This is a genomic window from Trichocoleus sp. FACHB-40 (genome assembly GCF_014695915.1).
GTDB lineage: Bacteria > Cyanobacteriota > Cyanobacteriia > Cyanobacteriales > FACHB-T130 > Funiculus > Funiculus sociatus.
This window is the reverse complement of record NZ_JACJPF010000103.1, coordinates 85988-97700: the sequence shown is the minus strand read 5'-3', so window position 1 is coordinate 97700 and position 11713 is coordinate 85988. Positions and strand designations below refer to the sequence as shown.

General features: G+C 45.5%; 13 protein-coding genes and 1 pseudogene. 5 read left to right on the top strand and 9 right to left on the bottom strand.

Annotated features, from left to right (window positions below):
• Window positions 1-164 precede the first annotated feature (164 nt).
• A complete protein-coding gene (locus H6F63_RS25125) occupies window positions 165-872 on the top strand; it encodes a hypothetical protein (RefSeq protein WP_190640050.1) in 708 nt (235 codons plus the stop codon).
• Window positions 873-1120: 248 nt separating this feature from the next.
• On the opposite strand, the pseudogene H6F63_RS25120 reads toward H6F63_RS25125, so the two are convergent.
• The 3 genes and pseudogenes from H6F63_RS25120 to H6F63_RS25110 form a co-directional block, all read right to left on the bottom strand.
• A pseudogene (locus H6F63_RS25120) lies at window positions 1121-1672 on the bottom strand (spore photoproduct lyase family protein); the annotation flags it as partial.
• 67 nt (window positions 1673-1739) lie between these two features.
• The gene (locus H6F63_RS25115; RefSeq protein WP_190640049.1) at window positions 1740-2096 is read right to left on the bottom strand and encodes a hypothetical protein; all 357 of its coding nucleotides are present in this window, start codon (window positions 2094-2096) and stop codon (window positions 1740-1742) included.
• An 88-nt stretch (window positions 2097-2184) separates the two neighbouring features.
• The gene (locus H6F63_RS25110) at window positions 2185-2334 is read right to left on the bottom strand and encodes a hypothetical protein (RefSeq protein ID WP_190640048.1); all 150 of its coding nucleotides are present in this window, start codon (window positions 2332-2334) and stop codon (window positions 2185-2187) included.
• A gap of 148 nt (window positions 2335-2482) precedes the next feature.
• On the opposite strand from H6F63_RS25110, the gene H6F63_RS25105 reads away from it, so the two are divergent.
• Window positions 2483-3565 (top strand): DUF3474 domain-containing protein, encoded by a 1083-nt coding sequence (locus H6F63_RS25105; RefSeq protein ID WP_190640047.1) that lies wholly within the window; start codon window positions 2483-2485, stop codon window positions 3563-3565.
• A 212-nt stretch (window positions 3566-3777) separates the two neighbouring features.
• Complete coding sequence (locus H6F63_RS25100) at window positions 3778-4329, top strand: peroxiredoxin (protein ID WP_190640046.1); 552 nt, start codon at window positions 3778-3780, stop codon at window positions 4327-4329.
• Window positions 4330-4466: 137 nt separating this feature from the next.
• Here H6F63_RS25100 and H6F63_RS25095 read toward each other — a convergent pair whose 3' ends face one another.
• From H6F63_RS25095 to H6F63_RS25070, 6 genes are all read right to left on the bottom strand, one after another.
• Window positions 4467-4763: a WGxxGxxG family protein gene (locus tag H6F63_RS25095; RefSeq protein WP_190640045.1), complete on the bottom strand. Its 297-nt coding sequence runs from the start codon at window positions 4761-4763 to the stop codon at window positions 4467-4469.
• A gap of 174 nt (window positions 4764-4937) precedes the next feature.
• Window positions 4938-5981, bottom strand: coding sequence for a UDP-3-O-(3-hydroxymyristoyl)glucosamine N-acyltransferase (gene lpxD, locus H6F63_RS25090; protein WP_190640044.1), 1044 nt, complete (start codon window positions 5979-5981; stop codon window positions 4938-4940).
• A gap of 56 nt (window positions 5982-6037) precedes the next feature.
• Entirely contained in the window at window positions 6038-7303 is a 1266-nt protein-coding gene (locus H6F63_RS25085) for an aminoacetone oxidase family FAD-binding enzyme (protein WP_190640043.1), read from the bottom strand.
• A 23-nt stretch (window positions 7304-7326) separates the two neighbouring features.
• Window positions 7327-7488, bottom strand: coding sequence for a rubredoxin (gene rd / locus H6F63_RS25080; protein WP_190458687.1), 162 nt, complete (start codon window positions 7486-7488; stop codon window positions 7327-7329).
• Between the two features lie 469 nt (window positions 7489-7957).
• Window positions 7958-8749 (bottom strand): ChaB family protein, encoded by a 792-nt coding sequence (locus H6F63_RS25075; RefSeq protein WP_190640042.1) that lies wholly within the window; start codon window positions 8747-8749, stop codon window positions 7958-7960.
• A gap of 133 nt (window positions 8750-8882) precedes the next feature.
• Window positions 8883-9077, bottom strand: a complete 195-nt coding sequence (locus H6F63_RS25070) for a hypothetical protein (protein ID WP_190438336.1) — start codon at window positions 9075-9077, stop codon at window positions 8883-8885.
• A 306-nt stretch (window positions 9078-9383) separates the two neighbouring features.
• On the opposite strand from H6F63_RS25070, the gene H6F63_RS25065 reads away from it, so the two are divergent.
• Both H6F63_RS25065 and H6F63_RS25060 read left to right on the top strand, forming a co-directional pair.
• Window positions 9384-9953: an SRPBCC family protein gene (locus H6F63_RS25065; protein ID WP_190640041.1), complete on the top strand. Its 570-nt coding sequence runs from the start codon at window positions 9384-9386 to the stop codon at window positions 9951-9953.
• A 134-nt stretch (window positions 9954-10087) separates the two neighbouring features.
• On the top strand, window positions 10088-11632 hold the full coding sequence (locus H6F63_RS25060; protein ID WP_190640040.1) for an NAD(P)/FAD-dependent oxidoreductase: 1545 nt from the start codon (window positions 10088-10090) through the stop codon (window positions 11630-11632).
• Window positions 11633-11713 lie beyond the last annotated feature (81 nt).

Genomic DNA, 11713 nt, shown 5'->3' with positions numbered 1-11713 from the left:
TGGGAAGGTAGAGTGATCGCGCTTTATTATCAATGAAGCTAGGGATTTTCCCCATTACTAAAAGTTGCTACTATCAAAGTACAAGCGTATTCAAATAAACCTAACCGACCTTTAAATTTAATTAAAAAAATGCAAAATGTTATATTGAAAGGGGAATATTAATTATGAAATGGCTAATTTTACTAGAAATTAATGAGTCAGATTTTTTGAATCTGTCCAAATTGCTTACTTTGTCTGAAAAATTGAAGTTAATAGAAAAAAATAGTTGTTATTACCTATATTCTTTAGATTTTGAACCGCTAACGAACGTCAGCGATGTATATGGGCGTGCTACTGAACTCTTTCAGAAACTAAATGCTGTGGCGATGATTCATTTTCCTGAATTTCAATTGCTCAATGCTGATGTAATTGAGCAAGTTGACGAAAATAGGAAACATCACCGCTTTATTGCTGGTTCAGGTACTATAAAAATGGATAAAAGTAAGGCTTCGATAAAAGTCGAAGGTGGCCAAGATTCGGCCCAGTTTTTAGAGTTAGAACCTTGGATTGATCTTGCAGATAAAGACAAAATAGTTGAAAATGTTTTCCGGATTTGGACTTCTTTTGAACAGAACTGGGTTAATCTTTACAAAATTTACGAAATTGTTAATCAAGATGCTAAAAGCAAGAAGCTCGAAGAATGGGTAACGAAAAATAAGATTAGTAACTTCACGCACACATCTCAGAGCGTAAACGCTATTGGCGATGACGCACGCCACGGTGTCGAAAAGCAAGAACCCCCGAAAAATCCTATGTCTTTACTAGAAGCAAAGAATTTGATTAGGGAAATCCTGAAGAATTGGCTTAATTGGAAGTGTCAACAAAAGAAGTAGAACAATAAAATAGTTAACGCATCCTAGCCGCTAAGCGCGATCGCTTCCTTCCCTTTGTCCCAGATAAAGCGAGTCAGCGCGATCGCGTAGTGTTGGGGAACGCGAAGTGTGTAGACGCCCAAAAAAAGGAATTAGCTGGATCAGCTCTCCAGGGCGATCGCATTCTCAATCCTTGCAAACTTGCTCAAAATATAAAAAAGCTGACCTGTAATTTGGTCAGCTCATAAGATTAGATTTAGCTAGAAATCTTAAGTCCAGTAGAGAATGCGACCTTGGGGAAAGCGCTTAGTAATCTCACCCTCAAAAAAGCGCCGTAGCGTCTTCATCGTGTCAGTGTCATAAACATACTTGGTGCCGCCAAACTTGTTACGCTTAACAGTGCGTGTTTCTTCGTCCATGTCCAGCTTTGATTGGGGATACCTAGTTTGCAAAACCTCTTTTGAGCCAGGTGTGAAGCGGTGAGAAATCAGCTCGAAAGTCAGGTCACAATCAAAATCGAGTGCTTCGCTAATCGAGTCAAGCAAACGAGTGTAATGTGTCTCCCAATCCTCTATAGGCATAATCGGCGCAATTACTAAACCCACTGGATACCCGCCACCGCCAGAAGATCGAGGTAAAGCCAACCGCCGCAAAGCTTGAAGCCGGGAAGCGACCGAGGCTGTACCGCCTTCAAACCGACAAGACACCGGATCGGCATTCACACTGATTCGACAGCGGGTGTGACCATTGTGCGGTAAGTCGAGTAATTCATCCACCGCATCAAACTTGGAAACCCAACGCAGATATCCGTTCGTCCGCGTGGTTCTCGATATCTATCAACTTGGAGCTTAAGTAAGGGGTAATCATAATTACCCCTTACCCATGACCTTAATTCTCTAAAACTTGGCGGATGCGCCGTTCCAACCGTTCCAGATCCAGACCGCCTTCATCGCGACTAATGCGACGCACAGTTAAGTTAACGTTGCCTAGGTCTACCAATAAATCTTGGAGAATTTCTTGCTGTTGACGCGATTGGGTGACTTCACGCGGTTCTTGTACTAAGTCACGGACAATGGTATCTTCAGCTCGTGAGGCAACGATGGGGTCAGCTTCCCCCTGTAGATGAACGAAGGTTCGCCGCCCCGGTCCACGCTCTTCCTCAATTGGGATAACTGCTGTCACCTGGTCGGAGCGCACGTACTTTCCAAATCCGAGATGGACTAAGACCGCTGACTGTAGTTTCATTTAGAAGAATGTTTATTTTGTTCCTTACTTCTATTTTAAACTCCTGCTAAAAGACCTATTAGCTATAACTAGAGCGGGTTCTACCCCTTTAAATGTAGTAGTATCCGCTGCGCGATCGCGCAAGCGATTTGACACCGCTATCATTCCCTACGGGTAACCTTGTCAAGTCCGACTTAGAAAATTGGCGGCGAAATGCGATCGCGTATACAAAGTCCCTGTAACATATTAAATAGTACATAAGCAACCGTATTAATTCGGAAGTTTGGTTTTGGGAATACACAACTTCCTACTGTTGACTAAACAGCACTTATGATCGCTATTGCGTCTATTGGATGGCTGTAGAATAATGCACTTTGGTCTACAAGTCAGGTTAAATTGGAAACTACGTGCAATCGAATCTTGCAAAGTTAAATAATCCTGTTGAAGAGGAGTCATATTCTGGTAACACAGAACCCCCCTTCACCCTGCAACAATTGAAAGCTGCAATTCCCTCAGATTGCTTTATGCCATCTGTTGGGCGATCGCTTTCCTACTTTTTGCTGGATGTATCCATAATTGGCATCCTTTATGCAGTTGCCAGCTACCTTGATTCCTGGTGGTTCTGGCCAGTATTCTGGCTAATGCAGGGAACGATGTTTTGGGCGTTGTTTGTCGTCGGACACGACTGCGGTCACGGTTCCTTTTCTAGGAAAAAATGGCTAAACGATCTGATTGGTCATATAGCTCATACTCCTATACTGGTTCCCTATCACGCTTGGCGCATCAGCCACCGAACTCACCATCAAAATACTGGCAACATTGATACTGATGAAAGCTGGTATCCAGTAACGGAAACCAAGTATAAGGAGATGGAGTGGGCTGAAAAATTTGTCCGCTTCGATGCCTTACTGCTTGCCTATCCCCTGTATCTGTTTAAGCGTTCTCCAGGTAAGCAAGGCTCCCACTTTTCCCCCAATAGCCCTCTGTTTAAACCCTCAGAAAAATGGGATGTAATTACTAGCACCACCCTCTGGACATTGATGGTAGGTTTGCTGGGTTTGCTGACCTATCAGTGGGGTTGGATGTGGCTAGTAAAATACTATTTGGGGCCATACGTGGTTTTTATAACCTGGCTTGATTTTGTGACATTTTTACACCACAGCGACCCGGATATCCCCTGGTATCGTGGCAAAGACTGGTATTTTCTCAAAGGTGCCTTATCCACAATTGACCACGATTACGGGTTTATCAATGGGATTCACCACAATATCGGTACCCATGTCGCTCATCACCTGTTTTTAAACATTCCTCACTACAATCTGAAAACAGCAACTGAGGCGCTTAAACCGATTTTGGGGGATTACTACCGAAAATCCAACGTGTCTGTCTTCCAAGCCTTCCTGCGTTCCTATCCTTCCTGCCACTTTGTGCCGGATACAGGCGCGGTAGTTTATTACAAATCTAAAAAGGAACTAATGAAGGACAATTAATCCTCGTTCTTAGTCAGAGACTCTGAACGTATTGCAGGAGGCGAAGAGCCTCCTTTTTTATGCCTGAAAGTCTATTTTGAGTCAGGCACCTGAATCGTAGGCATTTCCAGCATCTCACGGGGAAGGAGAAAACAGTATTAACGTATTGCCTTTTTATAGAGAGGTGGTGGAAAATTGTAAACTTATGTTAAATAAAGTCCTCAGTTTTCACTATGATTTCCCGTCGCACCTTTGTGAATGTTTTACTAGCCAGTTGTTTAGCCTTAATTGCCTGGTTTAACATCTCACCATCTGCATCTGCACTAGGCGGCAAGCTGCCCTCTGTAGATCAACCTGCTCCAGAGTTTACGCTGCCAACTAACAACGGCGATCGCGAACTCTCTTTGTCGGACTACCGGGGTAAGTGGGTGGTTCTCTACTTCTACCCGAAAGACTTCACCTCTGGTTGCACTCTGGAAGCCCGCAGATTTCAGCAGGATTTGCCGAAATACCTAGACAAAAATACTCAAATCATTGGTGTGAGTGCGGATTCTGTGGATTCCCACGCCAAATTCTGCGATTCTGAAAAGTTAAAATTTCCGCTTTTAGCTGATATCGATGGCAAAGTAAGTAAAGCTTACGGGTCTTGGATTGGCTTTGTCTCAATGCGCCATACTTTCATTGTCGATCCACAGGGAATGCTGCGGGAAACATTTACCGGAGTAAACCCAGCGATTCACAGTACCGAGGTGTTGTCTCGCTTGGATGAATTGCAAACGACATAAGCTAATGGCGAATGGCAATAAACAAAATGGCTATTAGCAAATAGCAAAATTGCTGGTGAACTTTCTTTCACCAGCAACCTACAATCTAAAACCTAGTTTTAATCACTCAATAACCCAAAAGAAATCGCTTTTTTTCCTTAACGACGATAGGTTGTAGAACCAACTTCTTCGGGGTCACGGTAACGGGCTGGTTCGCTGTTCTTGCGACCTGCAAGACCACCCAAACCTAGTAAGCCTAGTAGACCTAACCAACCCCAATCAAAACTGTTATCTTCCTGGGTGTCGTAAACGCCTGTAGTGGGGGCAGTAGTAGTAGTATCGCCAGTTGTTGTATCGCCTGTCTGGGAAACGGCAGGTAGGGCTAGGGGTAGAACGGCTACGCTGGCTGCGATCGCACTAGCACTAACAAATTTGGAAACGTTTGAAAATTTCATGTGTTAATCTCCTCTTCTCTTACTACTAAGAATAGCGATCGCACACCTCCAATTAACTCCATCTGAAGCTGGAAACTAAACCGCTTCTTTGTTACTGCCCAAGAGATAGAAAAAGCCGTTAGAGTATATGTGACTCTACGGCTTTAGTAGTATATACTTATTAGCAATTAGCAATTATTTCTTTTCCGCCAAGCGCTGTAGCTGCTTGAGAGTTTGATACATCTCTGGAAGGCGGTGGTAAATAGCGGCTGCTTTGAGAAATACTTTGTGGGGAATGGCTGGGGTACCTGTAACAATGGCTCCGGGTTCGATGTTGTTGTGGATGCCTGCTTTGGCGGTAGCGATCGCGCCATCTCCAATATGCGCTTGATTCGCTATCCCCACCTGTCCTGCCAGCAACACCCGATTTCCCACTGTTACGCCGCCTGCCATCCCCGCTTGTCCAGCGATCGCGCAGTTAGACCCCACTTTGCAGCCGTGACCGATATGCACCAAGTTGTCAATTTTCGTATTTTGTGCTACACGAGTTTCCCCTACAGCGGGGCGGTCGATGGTGCTGTTGCAGCCAACTTCGACACCATTTTCTAGCAGGGTGTAGCCAGACTGCTCCATTTTGAACCAACCTGTCGCGGTGGGGACAAAACCGAAGCCTTCGGCACCAATAACTGCACCGCTATGAATTACGCAATCTGCGCCGATGCGGGTGCGTTCGTGGATGCTACAGTTGGCGTGTAAGACGGTGCGATCGCCTATTTCCACATCGGGGTAAATTACAACGTTGGGATGAATCACTACCCCATCGCCAATTTTCGCCCCGGCTTGAATTACTGCATGGCCGCCGATGTAAACGTCTTTGCCAATTTCTGCGTCGGGATGAATTATCGCTGTAGGATGAATTTCGGGGGCGGGGTGAAAGGGTTTGTAGAAGAGTGCGATCGCGCCTGCAAATACTAATCGCGGATCGGATGCGGCTATCCAGGCAATATTGCGATCGCTGGCTTGCTGTTGTAATTTTTCATCTTTGGGTAAAATTAAGGCGCTGGCTGAAGTTTTTTCAACGAAAGCGGCAAATTTTCCCCCTTCGATGTAGCTGAGGGTGCCTGATTGTGCCTCATCGACTGCGGCTATTCCGGTGATTTCTGGATCGCGATCGCTGTGGGATGTGAGGCTGGTGTTGGTCGCATTGAGTTTTTGGACGATTTCGCTGAATTTGAGCATTGTGGCTAGAGATTTAAGAGAATAAACCGCACAGACAAGAGAGGAACACACAAAGGTTAGGAGGCGATCGCGTTTCCTGCTATGTAAGCTGTTGTCCAGGCATTTTGGAAGTTAAAGCCGCCTGTTACTCCGTCGATATCTAGGATTTCTCCGGCAAAGTAAAGTCCGGGACAAATGCGGCTTTCCATCGTTTTGAAGTTTACTTCTTTGAGGGTGACACCGCCACAGGTGACAAATTCTTCTTTAAAGACTCCTTTGCCTTTAATTGGGTATTGACTTTGGGTGAGTTCTTGAATTAACTGGTTGAGGGTTTTGTTGGATAGTTCTGCCCAGCGTTGTTCGGCACTAATACCAACAGCAGCAATTAAACTTTGCCACAGGCGACGCGGTAGGGGAACTGGGCAGCTGGTGGAAATTGCTTTTTGGGGTAGTTGGGATTTAACTGCTAATAGCATTTCCCGCAGGCTTTCTGGATTGTACTGGGGAAGCCAATTAATTTGCAAAGTTGCCTGATATTTGCAATCGTGTAGGACTCTGGCACCCCAAGCAGAGAGTTTCAACGCAGCGGGGCCACTTACACCCCAATGGGTAATTAGCAATGGCCCTATTTGTTCTAGCGGGGTTTTACCGGAAGTTAATAATCGCAGGCGCACATTTTCTACGCTGACTCCAGGCAAATCTTTTAGGCGGGAGTCGGGAATATTAAAGGTAAATAGTGAGGGGACTGGTGGTTCTATAGTGTGTCCTAAATCTTTTGCCCAGTGGTAGCCTTGAAAGTTGCTGCCAGTTGCGAGGAGAATGCGATCGCAATTTATTCTCTCTTTTGACTTCAACACTATCTCAAAACCTTTCCCCTCCTCCTTCCCAGCCTCAGCCTCGATTCCATCAACAGGGTTCAACGGTAAAATCGATGCCACAGGTATCCCCGTGCGAATTTCGACCCCAGCTGCGTCTGCTGCCTTAATCAAACAATTCACAATCGTTTCTGAACTATCTGTAACCGGAAACATCCTACCATCCGGCTCAGTTTTCAACTTTACGCCATGAGCTGCAAACCACTCTACTGTATCCTTGGCTTGAAACCGACTGAAAGCACCCCGCAGAGCTTTTCCGCCTCTGGGGTAACTTTGCACCAATCCGGCGGGGTCGAAGCAAGCATGAGTAACGTTGCACCGTCCGCCGCCGGAAATGCGAACTTTGCTCAGGAGTTGTCTTCCTGCTTCTAATAAAATAACTTGGGCGCGGGGATTGGTGGCACAGGTAATGGCACCAAAAAAACCCGCTGCCCCACCGCCAATTACCACGACTCGTAAAGGTTGCACAATCAAAAGGTAATATCTAACTACTATTCTTCTAGTTCAAAATCCTCTTTGGTGGCACCGCACAGAGGACACACCCAGTCATCGGGTATATCTTCAAAAGGTGTGCCTGGTGCGATACCTCCATCTGGATCGCCTTCTGCTGGATCGTAAACGTATCCACAAATCTTACATAGATACTTTTTCATTTTATCTGTTTTCCTCACAATTCTTCTGTATAGTAAAGCCCCTGAAGTCGGAACTCCAGAGGCTTATTGCAAAGGATTATTAATCAAGAGGCTCCAGCCTCGATTAATACTGGTGCAAGATTGAACCTGCTATGCAATTTTAGGTAGTGGTATAGAAGTAGTGATAAATCCACTTCCACCCCCTACCGTACAGGGCTTTGAGCATGGAATATCACTACCTGTTTACCACTACCGCAATTTTATTAGCCTTACCCCCCTTTTGAAGGCAGCAGGGTCATTTCATACAATCGAAGACAATATCGAAAATTGCGACATCTTGTAGGGGCATGACAATCAAAAGCCCCTACCGCCAACCAAAATCAACGTTACAAAATTTTCTTGTAATAAATGAAACCACTGTGCAATTTACCCTTGGGTAAATTGGGGGCAGATTTTAGCTGTAGGGTTAATCGATTCACAACCCACAAAATTACAGCTTGGCTTTTGCTTTCGACCAATAGCCGTGTTCGTCTTGTTCAAACTGCTCAGAAACTACATCCCAAGCATGATGTTCTGCCTTAGATTCATCGCCAGATTCAGTTAAAGCTTGATTGTAATTGGCGATAAATGTTCTTTGAGCGTCATCTGAAAGGTGAGAGCGAACTTCTGGGGATAAATCGCTGGGGTTTTCCAGTTGTCCGGAACGTTTGCGGGGTAATGTTGTTTCGCTGGTATGCACTTCTTCGCCACCAGCACTTTCTAGTAGTAGCTGAATTTCACCACTTTTATCAGCGGGGACTTCCACAGCTAACAAAAAGTCTCCGGCTTCCACGCGGGTTTGATAGATGGCGGCTTTTTCTTCTGGCATTCCCACAGCTATTAAAGCTGAGACTAAGCCAGCGCCAGTTGCACCTGCGATCGCTCCACTAGCTGCACCCAGCAACGCCGCACCCAATGGGCCTGCTGCCACTACTTGCCCTACAAACGGAATGAATAGCATGCCCACGCCAGTCAGCAAAGCTAGAGCTGAACCAAACAAGGAACCAAAGATTCCGCCTTGTTTGAGTCCACCTAAGATTACATCTTTTTTGGTGATGAAGCCAGTAATCCGGGTTTCCGAGTGAAAGTTTTTGCCAATAATTGAAATGTCATCACGGGAAACCCCACGATCCAGCAAGCGGGGAATTATGTTATCAATTTGCTCCCGCTCTTTGAAAACGGCTGATATAGTTCTTTCAACAGTGGAAACTGTTGACTGTGCAGTGGTGTCTATGGCTGTCATTCACTTCTCCTGAGAATTTTTAACTTTTGTTAAGTCTTCTAGGAGTTTATGTAACGATGCAGCGCGCTGCATGGCCCCCAAGATTGATTAAAAAATTGTACTTTTGGATACTGATAATAATTAAGAAATTGAGCTAGTATCGCCTAGTTTTCTCAATTCCAAAGAAAATACCAGTAGCAATCGACAGCAGGATTAACATCCAAATTACGCCGCCTGGTAGGAAGGTGAGAATGCCAAAGCCCCTCAGCACATAGACAGCGACGGTTAGCCCTAGAACACCAGCAAAAATAGCAGAAATCAGATTTTCGGAATTAGGAGATCGACTCACTTTCCTTGACAAAATAAATGGTAAAACAGAGTATACGATTAGTTAACGTCTGCTCAGGTTGTTTATGGCGCTCTTTTGAATCACGATAGTGGATGCGATCGCTCTGGCCATGCCAAAAATATACAACACGGTTGACGTTGCGGCGTTAGAACGGCTCACTTTCGTTGACTCCTGAAATGAGACTGGGTGGAATAATCGGTAGATGGACTGATTTGCTTTGACTATTGCCCTTGGGCAGAGCAACGTTAACTAGACATGGAATTAGTATAATCTCAGGAAAATTGATCTAGGAGTGGCTGAGTCAGCATGAGTATACTTTCTCCGTCGGACTCGATGGACGCCTTCTCAGACTCACCGCTGAATAAGGGATGCTCAGCGGCGCTTTTAAAAGGCGAGATTTTGTTGGAAACCCGAAAGCATTCTGCTTGGGGTGGTGCTGTCACAGCCCAAATGTATTTGCCTTCTTCGCGATCGCTTATCTGGCCCCAATTAACAGATTACCCCCGATGGGTGCATTATTTCCCGGATGTCATTCGTTCGGAGGTTCTTCACCCACCAGATGCTTTAAATCAAGGTTGCAAGCGTCTCTATCAAGTTGCCAATAAAGCTTTCCTGTTTCTCAGTATCCAGGTTGAGGCTTATCTAAGGGTAGTTGAAATTGTTCAGCAGCAAATTCAGTTTCGCTTAGAAAAAGGCAGTTTTGTTGATTTCTCAGCCGATTTAAGTCTGCAAGATTACGCGGATGGAACTTTGCTCACCTATGCTGTGCAAGCAACGCCCACTATCCCAGTACCGTCACTTTTTATTGAACAGGCAATGCAATTGGAATTGCCTGCTAATATGCGAAAAATGCGGCAGGTTCTTTGTGGGGGTTAGGGGCTGGGGGCTGGGGACTGGGGACTGGGGGCTAGCGACTGGGGACTGGGGGCTAGCGACTAGGAACTAGGTAAGACTTTTTCCCAATCCCCAATCCCCAATCCCCAATCCCCAATCCCCAATCCAATGACCTCATGAAAAAAGTTGATGTCCTCGTCGTGGGTTCCGGTCACAATGGCTTGGTAGCAGCAGTACTACTAGCACGCCAAAAATTGGATGTTTTAATAGTTGAAGAAAAAGCCGTTATTGGCGGTGCTTGCCGTACAGAAAAGCCATTTCAAACTGCGCCACAATTAAGCATTTCAACTGGTGCTTACCTGCTGGGATTAATGCCGCCGGAACTCCTGCAAATTTTAGATATAGATTTGCCTCTCATCCGCCGTGACCCGCACTACTTTCTCCCCACTACAGGCAAGCGGTATCTGCTGTTCGGTTCAGACATAGAGGCGATGCAGCAACAATTTACCGAATTTTTCTCTGAAGCTGACTGGAAAGCTAACCAGAAGTTGCAAGAGGAAATTTCCCAGATTCGGGAAGATATTGCACCAACTTGGCTAGAAGAACCACTTTCAATTGAAGATACAGCAGAACGCTACCTGCGTCCATCTTTGCGTCAGGTATTCATTGATTTGTGTCAAAAATCAGTAGGCGAATATCTGAATCGCTTTGAGTTTAAAAGCGATTTGCTAAAAGCAATGTACGCCGTGACTGATGGGTTTTCAGGACTTTATGGCACTTGGGATACTCCTGGTACGGGGATGAATTTTTTAATTCATAATATGTGCAGACTTCCAGGTAGCGACGGCACTTGGATGATGATTAAAGGCGGTATGGGTACAGTAACTCAACGTCTTGCGGATGCTGCAATTAAAGCTGGTGCGAAAATAGAAACGGGATGCGGTGTGAGGCAAATTCTGCTAGAAAATGGCGTTGCCAAAGGCGTTGTTTTGCAAAATGATACGGAAATATCTGCTAATACTGTAATTGTGAATGCCGATCCCTTCCGAATGCGCGATATAATTGATGCGAAAAATTTGCCAGCAAATTACAACGCCAGAATCGATAATTATCGAAAAGACGGTTCTACCTTTAAGGTGAATTTATGTCTCAAAGGATTGCCAAAATTTACCTGTCTGCCTGAAGATTGCGGTCAGTACGGCACTACAATTCACCTGCTTCCAGATGAGGCACAGGTGATGCAGCAGTTGCGTAGCACTTTCGCTGATGTGCAAGCTGGTCGCCTCCCGGATTTTCCAGCGATTGAGTGGTATATTCACACTACCCTCGATCCATCTATGCAGGATGCTGAGAAACACCACAATTCAGCGCTGTTTGTGCAGTGGGTGCCTTATGAATTAGAGGGTACAACTTGGGATGAGGAAGAAAGCAGATATATTAGTCATTTGCTGGAAATATGCGATCGCTTCGCCCCCAACACGTCACAATTAGTTCAAGAAGTGTTTCCCCTCCATCCCCAGAAGCTAGAACAACACTTCGGTTTGACGCGGGGACACATTCATCACGTTGATAACTCTTTTGGTTTTGCTGACAGGTTGCCTTACAATACACCGATACCGGGACTTTATTCTGCCAGTGCAGCTTGTCACCCCGCTGGTTCTGTGATTGGTGCGGCGGGTTATAATTCAGCCCAGCGCGTGTTGCGAGACTTTAGTTTTTAAGGCAAAGGTAAGCTAAGGTAATCGCAAATGAGCAGGGAGGCTTTGCGTTAGCGAAGCGGCGCGACAGCGCTACCTTTGTGT